Here is a 15,315-nt window from a genome sequence, read left to right on the forward strand (position 1 = left end):
ACCCGGTCAGCTGTAACGCGCCTTCAACATCGCCCACGCCGAGCGCAGCGCCAGCGCTTCGCCACCGGCCGGACGGCCCGGGCGTTCACCGTCGTTCCAGGCGTACACGTCCAGGTGCGCCCAGCGCTGGCCGTCTTCGAGGAAGCGCTCCAGGTACAGCGCGGCGGTCACCGAGCCGGCCATGCGCGAACCGGCATTGGCCAGGTCGGCAATGCCGCTGCTCAGATAGCGCAGGTAGGGCCGCCACAGCGGCATGCGCCAGACCGGGTCACGGGTTGCGTCGCCGGCCTGCAGCCACTGCTGCGCCACCGTGTCGTCGTTGCTGAAGAGCGCCGGCAGATCCGGACCCAGCGCGATGCGTGCGGCACCGGTAAGAGTGGCGAAATCCAGCACAAGGTCCGGCTTCTGCTCACCGGCGAAGGTCAGCGCATCGCACAGGATCACGCGGCCTTCGGCATCGGTGTTGTCGATCTCCACGCTCAGGCCCTTGCGGGTGGCGATCACTTCGCCCGGGCGGAACGCATCCGGACCGATCGCATTTTCCACCGCCGGCACCAGCAGCGTCAGGCGCACCGGCAGTCCGCGCGCCATCACCAGGCCGGCCAGGGCCAGCGCATGCGCGGCGCCGCCCATGTCCTTCTTCATGTTGCGCATGCCGTCGGCCGGCTTGATGTCCAGGCCGCCGGTATCAAAGCACACGCCCTTGCCGACCAGCACCAGTGCCGGGTCGGTTTCCTTGCCCCAGCGCAGCACTACCAGGCGCGGCGCACGGTGCGAAGCGCGGCCCACGGCGTGGATGGCCGGGAAGTTCTGCTTCAGCAGTTCATCGCCGGTGATCGCCTCGACCTGCGCACCATATGCATCGGCCAGTGCACGCGCGGCGTCTTCCAGCTGCTGCGGCCCCATGTCTTCGGTCGGGGTGTTGACCCAGTCGCGCACGCGCAGGCTGGCGGCGATCAGGTCGGCCACTTCGCCGGACGGTGCGGCCACCAGCTGCGCCGGGGCGCGGTTGCGCTTGCGGTAACGGTCGAAGCGGTAGCTGCCCAAGCCCCAGCCCAGCTGCAGCAGCGCCTGTTCGGCGGCAGGCAGTTCATTGGCCAGCTGCCAGACACTGCCTTCCGGCAGCGCGTGCGGCGCATGCGCATAGCTGTAGGCATCGGCGCGATCACCGACACCGATCACCGCGCCGGCCAGGCCCTCACTGCCGGGCAGCAGGGCCACGCTGTGCGCACCGGCAGTGAAACCCTGCGAGGCCAGCCAGGCCTGGGTGGCGGCCGGTTGGCCGTCCTTCCAGGCGGCGAACTGCTCGCGGTCCAGCACGTACAGCGGCAGCGCCGCGGTGGTGTCGGCGGTGAAACCAGTGATCTCGCTCATGCGTCAGGTACTCCGGGATGCGGCGGCGTCGAGGTTGGCGTCCAACCAGTCGGCCAGGCCGGTGAGGGTGTCGAACTGCAGGTCCGGCTGCAGTTTCGGATGGGTCCAGGTGGCTGCTTCGCGGTTGATCCAGCACCCGCGCAGGCCGGCGGCGATCGCCCCGGCCACGTCCATTTCGGCGTGGTCGCCGACATGCAGTACCTGTGCCGGCGCCACACCCAGTCGGGTGCAGGCGGCGTGGAAAATGCTTGCCTCCGGCTTGGCCGCGCCGTGTTCGCGCGCGCCCAGCTGGAAGGCGAAATGATGCGCCAGGCCGATCCGCTCCAGATCGGCGTTGCCGTTGCTCAGCGCTGCCACCGGCACCCGCGCGGCAATCCGCGCCAGCGCATCGATCGCATCGGGATAGCACTCGACCTGGTTGCGCGCGGCGTAGAACGCTTCGTACGCTGGCTCCAGCAGATCGAGGCTGGCGCCACTGGCGTGCAGCGCTTCGTGCAGGGTCAGCCGGCGCAGTGCGCTCAGGTCGTGATGGAGGTGCGGATGGGCGTGGTACAGGCGCTCGCGCAGTTCGCGCATTGCCGCCACCGGATACATCGCGGCGGTGGCGGGGCTGTGTTCACGCATCCACTCGTGCAGGACCAGGTCGATGCGGGCGCCAATCGGAGCGAACGGCCACAGCGTGTCGTCAAGGTCGAGAGTGATGGCTTGGACGGGGAAATTCACCCCTCCATTCTACGCCTGCCCGCGCGGGCTTTCATTCCAGCAGCCGTGCCCAGCCCTGCATGCCTTCCAGCCGTGCCAGCACCAGCTTGATGCAGACCAGCAGCGGCACCGCCAGCAGCAGGCCGATCATGCCCCAGGCCCAGCCGAACACCATCAGCGCCAGGATCAGCACCAGCGGCGACAGCTTCATGCGCCGGCCCAGCACGATCGGGGTCACCATCTGCCCTTCCAGAGTGTGCAGGGCCAGGTACGCGGCCGCCGGCAGCAGCGCCTGCAGCGGGTCGCGGAATTCCACGAAGCCCATCAGCAGCATCAGTGCCACGCCGATCAGCGGACCGACGTACGGGGCAAAGTTCAGCAGCGCGGCCACCGTGCCCCACAGCAGCGCCTCCTGCAGGCCGATGCCGAGCAGCATCAGCACGCCTGCGAACACCAGCCCGACCAGGGTGTTGATCACGCTGATGGTCAGCACGTAGCGCGAGACCTCGCGCTCGATCGACCGCAGGATGTCGGCGGTGAAGCGCTGCTGCTGGCGGTTCGGGAACAGCGCGATTGCCGCGCGCTGCAGGCTCTGCCCATAGATCATGAAGAACAGGGTCAGCAGCACCACGGCCAGCACCGAGGCGGCAAGCCGTGGCGCGCGGGTCAGCATGCGGTACGGGTCGTCGAGCTGGGTGCGGATCACCTGCACCTTGTGGTTGCTGTCGCCGCCGGCGACGCGCGCGAAGTTCTCCGCCGCCTGGTTGGCCTGCTGCACCGGCTTGGTCAGGTCCTGCACCTGGCGGGCGACCTTGCGCAGCTGCTGCGGGGCTTCCTGCGCCCATTCCATCGCCGGGCCGATCAATTGCACCGCCAGCGAACCGGTCACGCCCAGGCCGGCGCCGAGAATCAGCAGCGCGCCCAGCGCGCGCGGAATCCACAGTTTCTGCAGCAGGCGCAGGATCGGGTTGCCGACCAGTGCGAAGAACATCGCCAGCAGCACCGGCAGGATGATGTCCTGCGCAGCCCACAGCGTGTAGCCCACCGCCAGGGTCGCCAGCACCACCAGCGACATCGGCCCGCGTGGGCGAGACGGAGGCGGCAGCGGTGCCTCCGGGTCCTGCGGATCGGCTGGTGACAGGGACAGGGAGGACTCGCTCATCGACGCATCAGCCGGAAAGGGGAGCGCATTATCCGCCGGCCGCGATCGGCGCGGCGGATTCCATGGATCAACGTTCGGACAGTTCGGTGGCGGCTTCGGCCGGGCGCGGTTCGCGCGGCTCCGGTTCTGCGGCGGCCCGTGGCGCCGCCGCTGGCGCGGGCCGTGCGGCTGATGCCGATGCGGCCGCCTGTGCCTGTTCGCTGGCGTTGTCGGCTTCTTCGGCCGCATCGTCGGCGGTAGCCGCAGCCTGCGCCGCCATCGCCGTGGCGAACGCTGCCTGCGCACTGGCGAACAGGTTCGACACTGAACCCACCATCTGCAGCCAGCGCGCACCGTTGACCTTGCCCGGCATTTCCAGCTTGCCGGCAATGAAGCCACCGGCCAGGCCCACTACCACGATGCGTAGTGGCGACCAGCCCTGGCGCCAGACCTGGCTGAGCGTGGACCAGTGGTCCTGGGTCTCGACCAGACGCACGGTCACCACCTGTTCGCAGCGCTTCACCCGCCGCTGCAGCGCACCGAACTTCATGGCTTGCCCTCTGGCAGCTGCACATCGGCATCGGGGTCGTCTTCGCTGGGCTCGTCGAACAGGCCCAGGCGGGACAGCTGGCGCCGGGTGGCGTGCATGCCGGTGTGGTGGAAGAAGTAGGACACCCGCCAGATCGCATAACCGGTGACGGCCAGGCTCAGCAGCGAGGTGATCAGCAGCGCCTGCAGCCAGCTCAGGCCCCAGCTTTGCAGCAGGGCGATGAGGGTGGCGGCCATCAGCAGCCAGGCCGACGCACCGAATACGATCGCTACCCCGGCCCAGGCCAGTGCACGGCCGAATGCGCTGCGAGCCAGCGCAAAGTCGGCCGAGGCCAGCCGGCGCAGCGAACGCAGCGAGTGCTTGGCCGAATCGGCAGCGGCACGACCGGCCGCGCCGACCTGGCGGATGCTCTCATCCAGCGGCGGGGTGGCCGCCGGATCAGGGGCTTGCGCGTTGTCTTCGCTCACGCCGCGGCTTACTTGTCGCTGCTGCCGCGGGCCAGCTTGGCGATGATCCAGCCGGCAGCGAAGGCCACGCCGAACGAGGCCAGCGGACGTTCGCGGATCAGCTCGGCGGCGCTGTCGATCAGGTCCTTGCCCTTGTCCATCAGTGCATCGACCTGTTCCTTGGCAGCGGCCCCGCCGAACTCGGCGGCGGCCAGGCCGGACAGCGCGCTGTCGGACAGTTCAGCCTTGACGTTGGCCTTGCCGATCCGCAGTTCGTCGGTCGCGGCACCGGTTGCGCCCTTGATCGCACCGCCGGCGGCCGTGGCGGCCTGCTTCAGGTGGGAACCGGCTTCACCCAGGTGTTCCTTCAGGTTCTCGGTATTGGTGGGGCTCATCGAATCACTCCTGTTGCGATGGGGGAACGGGCGTCGGCGGTGCCGACCTGGACTGACAGCAATAGCATTGCTGGGGTATAGGGGGTGTTACGGCAGGGCGATCAGCGCATCACGAGCTGGCCCTGCTGCTGGCCATTGTTGCGCAGCACGCGCACCACCAGGGTCGGCGGGCGTTGCTGGAAATTGGCACGCCAGCTGGCCAGGTCGGCGAATTCACCCACGGTGGCGTCGGTGATGATGTCGCCCTGCTGCAGGCCGTTGCTGGCCGCGCGGCTGCCGCGCTTGACCTCGCTGACCAGCACGCCGCCGACCCCCGACTGCCGCAGCGACTCGGGCAGGTCGACGAAGGTGGCGCCGGTCAGCCGCGGGTCCAGGCTCTCGCCGGTGACCGCACGTGCCTGTTCCTTCAGCGTTGCCTTGATCTGCACGGGCTTGCCTTCGCGGCGGACGTCCAGCGTCATCGGGCTGCCGACGGCGGCCAGGCCTTCCACGTTGTGCAGGGCTTCGGCGCTGTCCACGCGTTGGCCGTTGGCCGAGACCACCACGTCGCCCGGCTTCAGCCCGGCTGCGGCAGCGGCCGAGCCGGCCAGCACGCGGGTGATCAGCGCACCACGTGTTTCGGCCAGGCCCAGTCCCTGCGCAATCTGCGCGGTCAGGTTCTGGCTTTCCACCCCCAGCGTGCCGCGCACCACCACGCCGTGCTTGACCAGCTGGTCGACCACGCTGCGCGCCAGGTTCGATGGAATCGCCAGGCCCAGGCCGATGTTGCCGGCCATGCTGCCCTGCGGGTTGAAGCTGGCGGTATTGATGCCGACCAGCTGCCCCTGCAGGTCGACCAGTGCACCACCGGAATTGCCGGGATTGATCGACGCATCGGTCTGGATGAAGTTCTGGTAGCCCAGCCCGCGGATGCCGCTGCGGCCCACCGCCGAGACGATGCCGGACGTGACTGTCTGGCTGAAGCCGAACGGGTTGCCGATGGCCACGACGAAGTCGCCGACCCGCAGCTGGTCGCTGTTGCCCAGCTTGATGTCGGTGAGGTTCTGCGCCGGAATGCGGATCAGGGCGATGTCGGTATCGCGGTCCGAACCCAGGAACTGGGCCTTGACCGTGCGCCCGTCGGCCAGTGTCACCTGCACGTCATCGGCGTTCTCGATGACATGGTGGTTGGTCAGTACCAGACCTTCCTTGGCGTCGATGATCACGCCGGAGCCGAGCGATTCGTTGATGCGTTCCTGCGGGATGTCCGGGAACAGGCGGCGGAAGAACGGGTCGTTGAAGAAGGGATTGCGTACGCGAACCACCTGCTTGGTGTTGACGCTGACTACCGCCGGCATCGCCTTCTCCAGCATCGGTGCCAGTGACGGTACCGCCTGTCCGGCCACCGAGGCCGGCAACGCTGCGGTGGTCGGCAGGACCGCCGGCAGCGGCGCGGCGTCGGCACGGTTGTCCAGGTGGGCATTGATGCCGGTGGCAACGAAGCCACCGAAGGCGGCGGCGATTGCGAGCGTGAGCAGGGTGGGAAGCGGTCGCATGGGAGTCGGTTCGCTGGCGTGGGTGGGGGCTGTTCGGGCCTACGGTAAAACAAGCTGAATGAGTGTGTCGCGATCTGGATAAATGCGCCATGAAAACGGGGGCCTCGAAGGTGGGAGCGCGGGGGCCAAAAGCGCGGTTGTGGTGACACCCGGGCAGGTGATGGGTGCGCCACTCAAGGCCAACGCGCGCCGCACTGGCACAGGCGGATACTTGCGCAGTTCCGCGCAGGGGGGTGCCGCAATGCGCCACGACGGATGCCGGACGCTGCGTCCGTGCATGTGCGCGCGACGACGGCCAGACAATGCTGGGTTCGCGTGGCGCAGTACTGAAAAAAAGGGGTTTGCTGCGAACCGCAGGTGGCAACGGGGGCTGCTGCGTACACCATCGGCGTCGCAACAGATGCGATTGCTGGCACATGCCCCGTTCCACGATCGTCAATGTCGGTATAGCATCGCCCCGTTTTGATACTTAAGGCCCGCAGGAGGGCAACATGAGCAACGGTAATGGTGTGTCGGTCGTGACCGACGCTGTCGAGAACGTGAAAGAAACCGCCACCAACGTCGGCGAGACCATCGCCCACGCCGCCGAAGACGCAGTGAAGTCGGTCAAGAAGACCGTCAAGCGCGCCAGCAAGGCTGCCGGTACCCGCGTTGCCAAGGCCAAGAAGGCCGTGGCCAAGGTCGAGAAGACCGTTGCCAAGAAGGCCGAGAAGGCTGCCAAGTCGGTTGGCAAGACAGTTGCCAACGCCAAGAAGAAGCTGGAAGCGGCCAAGAAGAACGCCAAGGCCGAAGCTGCTGCCCTGAAGAAGGAAGTGGCGAAGAAGAAGGCGGCTGCGGGCAAGGCCGTGACCAAGAAGGCCGCCGCTGCCAAGAAGACCACCAAGGCCGCCACCAAGGCTGCCGGCAAGAAGGTCGCCACCGTGAAGAAGGCCGCCACCAAGAAGGCTGCTGTCGCGAAGAAGACCGTTGCCAAGAAGACCACGGCCGCCAAGAAGGTGGTTGGCAAGAAGGTCGCCACCGCCAAGAAGGCTGTGGCCAAGAAGACCGTCGCCGCCAAGAAGGTTGCCGGCAAGAAGGCAGTGGCTGCGAAGAAGGTTGTCGGCAAGAAGGTTGCCGCCACCAGGAAGGTCGCCACCAAGAAGACCGCCGCCGCCAAGAAGGTTGTCGGCAAGAAGGCTGCCGTCGCCAAGAAGGCCGTTGCCAGGAAGACCACTGCTGCCAAGAAGGCTGTCGGCAAGAAGGTCGCTTCGACCAAGAAGGTCGTCGCCAAGAAGGCTGCACCGCTGAAGAAGGTCGCCGCCAAGAAGGCTCCGGCCAAGAAGGCTGTTGCCAGGAAGGCCCCGGCCAAGGCCGTGCGCAAGGTCGCCAAGCGCAAGTAATCGCGCCGTGACCGAAGGCCCTGCCGCCCACCGGGTGGTGGGGCCTTTCGCGTTTTCGGGGCGCGGTCTGGGGCAAGATGCAGATTCTTCCCGCCGGAGCCCCAGCATGCGCGGTATCGATTTCAGTTCCTGGCAGGGCGTGCTGTCCACGTTGGCCGGCCTGGTCCTGATCACCCTGCTGGGCGTGGGCATCCGCCTGCTGGTGATGCAGACCCTGCAGCAGCGTCGCGAGCGCGAGAACCGGCAGATCAACGAGCGGCTGCGCACACTGATGGCGGCCTACAAGACCCTGGGCGGTTCATTCACTGGTGAACTGGGCGTGGATCCCAGCCATCGCCGTGATCTGCGCCAGCGCGAAGCAGCCGAAGGCATCGCCGAACCGCGTTCAGATCGAACGCGCCGCATCCGCGATGCGGTCGAGGCCGCGCTCTCGGACATCCTGTTGCTGGGCACCGACGAACAGGTGCGGCTGGCCGCGCGCGCTGCCAACGAACTGGCACAGGGGCGACCGGTGCATACCCACGAACTGGTGGTCTCGCTGCGCGACTTCGTGCGCGAAGCGCTGGACCTGGCGCCGATTCCTCCCGACCTGCGGATTCCGCCGCAGGGGCCGACCCGCCCCGCTGCCAGTGGTGGCGGCAAGGGGCGCAACGATGGCGATGCCAAGGGCGGCCGTGCGGGTGGTGGCGGAGGTGGGGGCGGCGGAATGGGCGCTGGCATGGGCGGCATGGGCCTCGGTGCCGGCGCCGCACTGGGCGCCGGCCATGCCGCTGCCAGCGATGAAACGGACGCGCGCTGAGCACGTCCGCCGGGTTCAGCGGGTCAGCTCGTAGATCGGCACGAAGCCGCCGTAGATCATCCGCGCACCGTCAAACGGCATCGGATTCTTCGTTGGATCAAACCGCGGGTCTTCCATCATCTTCTTCATACCGGCGTCGCGGGTCGATTTGTCGGGCCATTCGATCCAGGAAAACACCACCGTCTCGTCCGGCGTGGCTTTCACCGCGCCGAAGAAATCGGTGGTCTTGCCGTGCGGCACGTCATCGCCCCAGCACTCCACCACGCGCAGTGCGCCGTACTCGATGAAGACCGGATCTCCTGTGCGTGCATGGGCGAGGAACTTCTCCTTGTTGGCGGTGGGAACCGCCAGGACGAAACCATCGATGTAGCTCATTGCCAGCCTCCGGATGGACCGTGCCACATGCACGGCCTTCAAGTACACGACGAACCAGCGCGGCGGGGATCGACATCCCGCGTACGCCTGTTCAGCCCGGGCCACCCGGGAGCGGGGCCAGCGCCGTATCCGGTGGCTGCTGGCCGGCCAGGTGGCGCACGAAGTAGTCCCACATGCGGTGCGTATAGGTGGCGTCGTTGCGGAACAGTTCGTGGTCCTGTCGAGCCAGGTACAGCAGGTCGTAGCGACGCTGGGCCTTGTTCAGGGCCGCGGCCAGCTGCAGGGTCAGCGCGGGTGGCGCGTTCTCGTCCAGTTCGCCATAGACCAGCAGCAGATGCCCGCGCAGGTTGCTGGCCAGCGCCGCATTGTCGAGACCGGCAAAGGGGGCCGGCACGCCATCGGCCATGGCTGTAGCTGGCACCACGCCACCGAACAGCCGGTCCATGCCGTGCAGGGCGCCGCCGTACATGCCCTGGAAATTGTGGCTGCCGGCCGAGGCCACGGCCACCCTGTAGAACGCGGGGTAGCGCAGCAGGGCACGCGCCGCGCTGTAGCCGCCGAACGAATGCCCATAGATGCCGACCCGCTGCAGGTCGATACCCTGGTAGCGTTCGCCCAACTGGCGCAGTGCGGCCACATGGTCATCGAGCTGTACATCGGCGCCGTGCAGGAAGCTGCTGTCATGGAATGCCTTGTCGCGGCCGCCGGTGCCGCGGGCATCGATGCTGACCACCACGAAGCCGAGCTCGGCGAGGCTGGCGCGGGATACCGGGTTCTGCGCCGAGACCGCTTCGGCATAGGTGACCGGCGCATTGCTGATGAAAGCACCGCCGTACATCGCGTCGATCACCGGGAAGCTGCCGTCATCGCGATAGTCGCGGGGCAGGTAGATGGTGGCGAAGATCGGCGTGCGCCCGTCGGCGGCCAGCAGCCGCTCGCGCCGTGGCGGCCGCCAGCCAGCAGTGACGACCGCCTGCGTATCCGCAGCCTCCAGCACCATCACTTCGCGGCCATCGTCGCTGGCGCGCAGCACCGTGCGTGGCGGCTGCGTGAGGCTGGACACCGTATCCACCAGGTAGCCACCGCCGGGTGACAGCGCTTGCGGTGCACGTCCACCGAACAGCATGCCGGTGCCCGCATCAACCAGGTGGTCGTCGCCATCGGCGGCCAGGCGCTGCACCGCTCCGCCGTGCAGCGGTACCCGGTACAGGCCACGCACGTAGGGATCGCCGCCCTCGACACCGCCGGCACTGAAGTATGCCCAATCGCCTGCGCTGTCCACGCCGAGCAGGTCCCGCACCGCCCACCGGCCGCCGGTGAGCTGGCCCATCACCTTGCCGTCGGACAGGCGCACCCGGTACAGATGGCCCCAGCCATCGCGCTGCGAGAACCACACGGCGGTGTCCCGGCCGGGCAGGATTGCCACCGCTGGCCGGTTGTAGGAATACACGTTGAGCTGCAGGCGGGTATCACTGGACTCCTCCAGCACGGTGCGCAGCGCACCGCTGCCGGCGTCGATCTCTACCAGGCGCAGGCGCCGTGGCATGCCGAAGTGCGCCATCGCGGCGTACAACCGGCCACCGTCCCAGCCCAGGATGCCCGCCTCGCTCAGGATGTTCCAGCCCTCGGGCAGGGTGATGTCCTGCTGCCGGCCGCTGCGTACATCGACGATGTACAGGCTGTCGCGCACCTGCTGTGCATCGCCCAGTACCCCCAGCTTCACGGTGTGCACGCGTGGGCGCGCGCTGTTGGCCGGCGTGCTTTCCAGATAGGGGTAGTCCTGCAGCGCACGCTCGTCGTAGCGGATGCCGGCCACGTAGCGGCCATCCGGTGACCAGCCGACCGCAAACGGCCGCACCGGCATCCGGCCCTGGCGGCGCGGAATGCCGCGGAGGGTGAAGTCCGGCAGTACGCCATAACCATGACCGGGTTCGCCGCCGGTGGTCAGTGCCCGTGCCGCCGTTCCGGGCGACTGCAGCCACAGATTGTGGTCGCGCACCTGCAGCCAGGCATCGCCAGCGGGCGAAAGCAACGCATCTGCCGGCGGCATCGCATCCTGCGACGGCGCGCATTGCCAGCGCGGCCACCGGCAATCGATCGGCGCCTCGCCGCTGAATCGCAGGCGCAGGCCATCGTCGGTTGCCTGCACGCTGGCCAGTCGCAGGCGTGGCCCGCTGGCACCGAAGGGCGCCACCGCGCTGTCCAGTGCGGCGGGCTCGAACAGGACCTCGCCAGTTGCCTGTAGCGGGTCGACCAGTACCGCCTGGCGTCGACCGCGTGCATCCTCGCGCTCATACCAGAAGCGGCCATCGGCCAGCCAGTTCGGCACGACCGAGGCATTGCGCAATGCACCGCGCAGGTGGCTGTCGTGCACGCGCTCGGCGCGCTGGTAATCAGAAGGCTGCAGTGGCTGAGCCGATACAGTGGAACACCCGTCGATGAAGGCGAGGACGACAGCGCAGAGCGGGAACCGCAGCGGGGCAGGCACGTGCAAGGCAACCTCCTGTTGCAAGGGTCAGCGGAACTCGAATGCACGCGCGCCGCGCGCGTATGCCAGATACAGCCTGAATCAAGCCAAAAAATTCAGCAATGCGAAGGCTGCTGTTTTCAGGGAGCGTTGTGGCGAATAACGGAGAATTTACATTCCCGATGCGATGGCGCCCTGGCGCTGCTGCACACCATAAGAAAGTAAAGGTGTACCCCCATGAAGAATTCGCTGATTGCTCTGGCCCTGGCCGCTGCCCTGCCGTTCACCGCCTCGGCTGCTGAGAACCTGTCCTACAACTACGCCGAAGCCAACTACGCCAAGACCGACAACGACGCGTTCAAGTCCGACGGTTGGGGTGTGAAGGGTTCGTACGGCTTCCTGCCGAACTTCCACGCTTTCGGTGAGTACAGCCGTCAGGAATTCGACCACACCAACGTCAAGCTGGACCAGTGGAAGATCGGTGCAGGCTACAACGTTGAAATCGCTCCGAGCACCGACTTCGTTGCCCGCGTTGCCTACCAGAAGCTCGACCAGAAGCATGGCCTGGACTTCAACGGCTACAGCGCTGAAGCCGGTATCCGCACTGCCTTCGGCGCCCACGCCGAGGTCTACGGCATGGTTGGCTACGAAGACTACGCAAAGAAGCACGGCGTGAATCCGGAAGGCCAGTGGTACGGCCGCCTGGGTGGCCAGGTCAAGCTGAACCAGAACTGGGGCCTGAACGGCGAACTGAAGATGAACCGCGACGGCGACAAGGAATACACCGTCGGCCCGCGCTTCAGCTGGTAACTGCTGTTCCGGCGCGCCTGCGCGCTGGAGGCGTCTCGACAGGCCCGGCTCTTGCCGGGCCTGTTGCGTTTGTGGCGGCGCGAAACAAAATGCCGTCTGACTGGTGGCGCATGCGGGCCGAGCATTGCAAGGAATTGGATTCCGCCGCTGCGGGCACCGGCCTACGGTGGATGTTCCATGTTGCCTGGACAGGCCGCGATGCCACCGACACTCCCGCCCCTGCGGCCTGATCGGCCACGACGCCTGGCGCTGCTGGATCCGCACCCGGTACTTCGGTTGGGCGTGGAAGTTCTGCTCCGCCAACACAGTGGTGTGCAGGTGCGCGTGAGCCTGTCCAACGAGGCGAACCTGCTGCAGCTGCTGCAGCGCAGCCCGAGGTGTGTCGACCTGCTGCTGATCGATGCGCTGCCGATGGGCGACCTGGGCGATGGATTGGCCCTGCTGCGCGTGCTGTCGCAGCGCTGGCCGGCGCTGCCGGTGCTGGTGCTCTCGGCGCACTGCAACGCCAGTACGGTGACCACCGCGATGCGAGCCGGCGCGCGCGGCTTCCTGTCCAAGTCGATGCCACCGGAGACGTTGCTGCGCGCCATTGACGTGGTCGCTCGCGGAGGGCGCTTCGTGCCACCGGAACTACGCGAGGAGCTGAAGCTGCCACGCACACGCCGGGTATCTGCACCGGTGCTGACGCCGCTGAGCCAGCGCGAGCGTGAAGTGCTCGGGTTGGTGCTGAAGGGCGTCAGCACCAGTGAAATGGCCCTGCGCTCAGGGCGCTCGGCCAGCACCATCAGCTCGCAGAAGACGTCGGCCTACCGCAAGCTCGGCATCCGCGGGGATGGTGACCTGTTCCGCTTCCGCCACCTGCTCGAATGCGGCTGAGCGGCCTTACTCGCCCTGGTACTGCTTCTCTTCCACCAGCGCCGAACCGGCCACGCGGTTGATCTCGTTCTTCACCTGCACGCGCTCGCCATTGGTGCCATAGACACCGCGTGCCAGCTGGATGAATGCATCGTCGAACACCTGGGCCGCTTCCTTGTCGCGCAGCTGGTCCTGGATGTCCCACATGCGCTCGTTGATCGCCTTCAGCTGCTGCTTCAGCGCGTCCAATGCCGGCTGCGCCTGCAGCTGCTGCTGCAGCAAGGGCAACAGGCCATCCAGTTCGGTGCGCACGTTGGCCAGCTTGGCAGCATCGTCGATGCGCTCGGCCTTGATCTCGAGAATGGTGATCTTGTCGATCAGCTCGCCGATCGATACCGGGGTCAGGATGGCGTCCACGTGGTTGGTTCCTGGAAACAAGGCGCCATGATACCGCGCGGCTGGCACGTAGCCTCCATCCACGGGATTTACGCCGAATTTGCGCCGCAGGCCGGGCAGCGCCCTCGATCCGTTACGGCGGCGCCCCCGACACTGCCGTCCCGGCGGCGCGACCGCCTTCGACGAGGAACACAGTGCAGTGAACAGCAAGGAGACGATGGCGGCGCTGGTGGCCGCCCTGGCAGGGCTGCTCGGGATCGGCAGCGCGCAGGCACAGGTGCAGGCCAGTGGCAGTGCTGCATTGACCAGCGACTACGTGTGGCGTGGCAGCTCGCAGAGCGATGGCGACCCGGCAGTGCAGGCCGGCGCGAAGGTCTCGATCCCGTCGGGATGGTACGCCAGCGTGTGGGGTTCGAACGTTTCGTTCAAACCGGACAATGGTGCGCGCAGCGAGTTCGACCTGGTGGCCGGCTGGTCCGGCGCACTGGCGCCGGCCTGGAACCTGGATGCGAACCTGACCCGCTACGTGTACCCGGGCACCGGCCGCACGCTGGACTGGACCGAACTCAACACCACGTTGACCTGGAAGCAGCGTGCCTGGCTGCAGGTCGCCCATTCCAGCGATGCACTGGCCGGTGGCCATCGCGGCACCTATGCCCAGCTGGGTGTGCGTGTGCCGCTGCACGAACGCGTCCGCCTGGAAGCGGCGGTGGGCCAGTACTGGCTGGCCACCGCGCAGGGCCCGGACTACCTGCATGGCCAGCTCAGTGCCATTGCCACGCTGGCCCCTGCATGGGAGCTGCGTGCCACCGTGCACGACACCGACACTGCGGCCAAGCGTCTGTTCCCGGGTAACGCCGGTGGACGCTGGGAGCTGGCGCTGCAGGGCAGTTTCTAATTCGACGATGCCGCCTGGCGCGCACGCAGCGCGCCGGGCAGCCACAGCAGCAGGGCCAGCACGGCCACGGCGGCACCGGCCACGCAGACACCGGTCCAGCCGAAGCGCTGGTAGACCTGTGCAGACAGCAGCGAGCCCAGCGAGCCGCCGATGAAATAGCCGGTCATGTAGCCGGCATTGAGGCGGTTGCGTGCCGCAGGCTGCAGCGCATAGATCAGGTTCTGGTTGCTGACATGCAGCAGCTGCGCGGCCAGGTCCAGCACCACCACGCCGACCAGCAGCGCCAGCAGCGAGTGGGCCGACAGCCCCAGTGGCAGCCACGACAGCAGTAACAGCGCCAGTGCAATGGCGGTGGCACGTCCGGTCTGGCCACGGTCGGACATGCGACCAGCCAGACCCGCCGCCAGCGTGCCGGCCGCACCGACCAGCCCGAACAGGCCGATGGTGGCGTCGCTGTAGGCGTACGGCGGTTGTGCCAGCAGGAATGCGAGTGGGGTCCAGAAGATCGCGAACATGGCGAAGCTGCAGGCGCCCAGCAGCGTGCGCTGGCGCAGCACCGGTTCCCGCACGAACAGTTCGCTAATGGAGCGCAGCAATGCGAAATAGCCAAGGCCGGCGCTGTGATGGAATCGCGGCAGGCCGCGCTGCAATGCCAGTGCGGTCAGCACCAGGGTGGCAGCGGCGATCGCGTACACCAGGCGCCAGTCGCCCAGGCTGGAAAGCAGGCCGGCCACGGTGCGCGCCAGCAGGATGCCCAGCAGCAGGCCACTCATCAATGTTCCGACCACGCGGCCACGATGTTCCGGCGCGGCCAGCGTGGCGGCGAACGGCACCAGCACCTGGGCCACCACCGAAAACAGGCCGGTGATCGCGGTGCCCACCAGCAACCAGGTCAGCGACGGTGCGCAGGCACTGATCACCAGTCCGCCCGCCGACAGCAGGCTCATCACCACGATCAGGCGGCGGCGTTCGAACAGGTCACCCAGCGGCACCAGCAGGATCAAGCCGGCGGCATAGCTCAGCTGCGCGGCGGTAACCACCATGCCGACCTGGCCGAACGGCACGCCGAAGGCGTCGGCGATGGTGTGCAGCAGCGGTTGCGCGTAGTAGTTGCTGGCCACGGCCACGCCGGTGGCGACCGACATCAGCAGCACCTGCCAACGGTGCAGAGGGGGAAGGGACGGGCTCACGCG

At 67.5% G+C, this 15,315-nt stretch carries 16 protein-coding genes; 5 read left to right on the forward strand and 11 right to left on the reverse strand.

Going from position 1 to position 15,315, the window contains the following annotated elements; translation table 11 throughout:
- Positions 1 to 6 precede the first annotated feature (6 nt).
- The 7 genes from ACM0O9_RS16550 to ACM0O9_RS16580 all read right to left on the reverse strand — a co-directional run bounded on the left by ACM0O9_RS16550 (position 7) and on the right by ACM0O9_RS16580 (position 6,143).
- The gene (locus tag ACM0O9_RS16550) at positions 7 to 1,374 is read right to left on the reverse strand and encodes a leucyl aminopeptidase family protein (protein ID WP_414603804.1); all 1,368 of its coding nucleotides are present in this window, start codon (positions 1,372 to 1,374) and stop codon (positions 7 to 9) included.
- Positions 1,375 to 1,377: 3 nt separating this feature from the next.
- Complete coding sequence (locus ACM0O9_RS16555; RefSeq protein ID WP_053499497.1) at positions 1,378 to 2,097, reverse strand: HAD family hydrolase; 720 nt, start codon at positions 2,095 to 2,097, stop codon at positions 1,378 to 1,380.
- Positions 2,098 to 2,128: 31 nt separating this feature from the next.
- On the reverse strand, positions 2,129 to 3,238 hold the full coding sequence (locus ACM0O9_RS16560; RefSeq protein WP_065178990.1) for an AI-2E family transporter: 1,110 nt from the start codon (positions 3,236 to 3,238) through the stop codon (positions 2,129 to 2,131).
- Between the two features lie 67 nt (positions 3,239 to 3,305).
- Complete coding sequence (locus ACM0O9_RS16565; protein ID WP_065185642.1) at positions 3,306 to 3,767, reverse strand: protein sip-5; 462 nt, start codon at positions 3,765 to 3,767, stop codon at positions 3,306 to 3,308.
- Positions 3,764 to 4,234 carry a phage holin family protein gene (locus ACM0O9_RS16570; protein ID WP_004153834.1) on the reverse strand — a complete coding sequence of 157 codons (471 nt, stop codon included), beginning with the start codon at positions 4,232 to 4,234 and terminating at the stop codon, positions 3,764 to 3,766. Before ACM0O9_RS16570 ends, ACM0O9_RS16565 begins: the two co-directional genes overlap by 4 nt.
- 8 nt (positions 4,235 to 4,242) lie before the next feature.
- Positions 4,243 to 4,608: a hypothetical protein gene (locus ACM0O9_RS16575; protein ID WP_004153835.1), complete on the reverse strand. Its 366-nt coding sequence runs from the start codon at positions 4,606 to 4,608 to the stop codon at positions 4,243 to 4,245.
- Positions 4,609 to 4,709: 101 nt separating this feature from the next.
- Complete coding sequence (locus ACM0O9_RS16580) at positions 4,710 to 6,143, reverse strand: Do family serine endopeptidase (protein WP_005420544.1); 1,434 nt, start codon at positions 6,141 to 6,143, stop codon at positions 4,710 to 4,712.
- A 491-nt stretch (positions 6,144 to 6,634) separates the two neighbouring features.
- Between ACM0O9_RS16580 and ACM0O9_RS16585 the strand changes: the two genes are divergently transcribed.
- Together ACM0O9_RS16585 and ACM0O9_RS16590 are read left to right on the forward strand one after the other, a co-directional pair.
- Complete coding sequence (locus ACM0O9_RS16585) at positions 6,635 to 7,522, forward strand: histone (protein ID WP_065178992.1); 888 nt, start codon at positions 6,635 to 6,637, stop codon at positions 7,520 to 7,522.
- A gap of 106 nt (positions 7,523 to 7,628) precedes the next feature.
- Positions 7,629 to 8,321 carry a hypothetical protein gene (locus tag ACM0O9_RS16590; protein ID WP_065178993.1) on the forward strand — a complete coding sequence of 231 codons (693 nt, stop codon included), beginning with the start codon at positions 7,629 to 7,631 and terminating at the stop codon, positions 8,319 to 8,321.
- Between the two features lie 15 nt (positions 8,322 to 8,336).
- Here ACM0O9_RS16590 and ACM0O9_RS16595 read toward each other — a convergent pair whose 3' ends face one another.
- Positions 8,337 to 8,696 (reverse strand): DUF1428 domain-containing protein, encoded by a 360-nt coding sequence (locus ACM0O9_RS16595; protein WP_005420538.1) that lies wholly within the window; start codon positions 8,694 to 8,696, stop codon positions 8,337 to 8,339.
- 91 nt (positions 8,697 to 8,787) lie between these two features.
- Entirely contained in the window at positions 8,788 to 11,190 is a 2,403-nt protein-coding gene (locus ACM0O9_RS16600) for a S9 family peptidase (protein WP_188239495.1), read from the reverse strand.
- A gap of 210 nt (positions 11,191 to 11,400) precedes the next feature.
- Between ACM0O9_RS16600 and ACM0O9_RS16605 the strand changes: the two genes are divergently transcribed.
- Both ACM0O9_RS16605 and ACM0O9_RS16610 read left to right on the forward strand, forming a co-directional pair.
- Positions 11,401 to 11,973, forward strand: a complete 573-nt coding sequence (locus ACM0O9_RS16605) for an OmpO family porin (protein ID WP_065178995.1) — start codon at positions 11,401 to 11,403, stop codon at positions 11,971 to 11,973.
- Between the two features lie 198 nt (positions 11,974 to 12,171).
- Positions 12,172 to 12,849 (forward strand): response regulator transcription factor, encoded by a 678-nt coding sequence (locus tag ACM0O9_RS16610; protein ID WP_235649721.1) that lies wholly within the window; start codon positions 12,172 to 12,174, stop codon positions 12,847 to 12,849.
- Between the two features lie 6 nt (positions 12,850 to 12,855).
- On the opposite strand, the gene ACM0O9_RS16615 is transcribed toward ACM0O9_RS16610, so the two are convergent.
- Positions 12,856 to 13,245 (reverse strand): DUF6165 family protein, encoded by a 390-nt coding sequence (locus tag ACM0O9_RS16615; protein WP_049414316.1) that lies wholly within the window; start codon positions 13,243 to 13,245, stop codon positions 12,856 to 12,858.
- Positions 13,246 to 13,423: 178 nt separating this feature from the next.
- Between ACM0O9_RS16615 and ACM0O9_RS16620 the strand changes: the two genes are divergently transcribed.
- Complete coding sequence (locus tag ACM0O9_RS16620) at positions 13,424 to 14,122, forward strand: TorF family putative porin (protein ID WP_235649722.1); 699 nt, start codon at positions 13,424 to 13,426, stop codon at positions 14,120 to 14,122.
- Here ACM0O9_RS16620 and ACM0O9_RS16625 read toward each other — a convergent pair.
- A complete protein-coding gene (locus ACM0O9_RS16625) occupies positions 14,119 to 15,267 on the reverse strand; it encodes an MFS transporter (protein WP_343234758.1) in 1,149 nt (382 codons plus the stop codon). The genes ACM0O9_RS16620 and ACM0O9_RS16625 overlap by 4 nt on opposite strands.
- Positions 15,268 to 15,315: the final 48 nt, after the last annotated feature.

The sequence above is a fragment of the Stenotrophomonas sp. FR012 genome (assembly GCF_047520565.2).
Lineage (GTDB): Bacteria > Pseudomonadota > Gammaproteobacteria > Xanthomonadales > Xanthomonadaceae > Stenotrophomonas > Stenotrophomonas sepilia.

Bases quoted from the DNA above. Each gene is read 5' to 3' on its own strand.
- ACM0O9_RS16550 (WP_414603804.1), bottom strand. From the start codon at position 1,374: ATGAGCGAGATCACTGGTTTCACCGCCGACACCACCGCGGCGCTGCCG.
- ACM0O9_RS16560 (WP_065178990.1), bottom strand. From the start codon at position 3,238: ATGAGCGAGTCCTCCCTGTCCCTGTCACCAGCCGATCCGCAGGACCCG.
- ACM0O9_RS16565 (WP_065185642.1), bottom strand. From the start codon at position 3,767: ATGAAGTTCGGTGCGCTGCAGCGGCGGGTGAAGCGCTGCGAACAGGTG.
- ACM0O9_RS16575 (WP_004153835.1), bottom strand. From the start codon at position 4,608: ATGAGCCCCACCAATACCGAGAACCTGAAGGAACACCTGGGTGAAGCC.
- ACM0O9_RS16580 (WP_005420544.1), bottom strand. From the start codon at position 6,143: ATGCGACCGCTTCCCACCCTGCTCACGCTCGCAATCGCCGCCGCCTTC.
- ACM0O9_RS16585 (WP_065178992.1), top strand. From the start codon at position 6,635: ATGAGCAACGGTAATGGTGTGTCGGTCGTGACCGACGCTGTCGAGAAC.
- ACM0O9_RS16590 (WP_065178993.1), top strand. From the start codon at position 7,629: ATGCGCGGTATCGATTTCAGTTCCTGGCAGGGCGTGCTGTCCACGTTG.
- ACM0O9_RS16595 (WP_005420538.1), bottom strand. From the start codon at position 8,696: ATGAGCTACATCGATGGTTTCGTCCTGGCGGTTCCCACCGCCAACAAG.
- ACM0O9_RS16605 (WP_065178995.1), top strand. From the start codon at position 11,401: ATGAAGAATTCGCTGATTGCTCTGGCCCTGGCCGCTGCCCTGCCGTTC.
- ACM0O9_RS16610 (WP_235649721.1), top strand. From the start codon at position 12,172: ATGCCACCGACACTCCCGCCCCTGCGGCCTGATCGGCCACGACGCCTG.
- ACM0O9_RS16625 (WP_343234758.1), bottom strand. From the start codon at position 15,267: ATGTCGGTCGCCACCGGCGTGGCCGTGGCCAGCAACTACTACGCGCAA.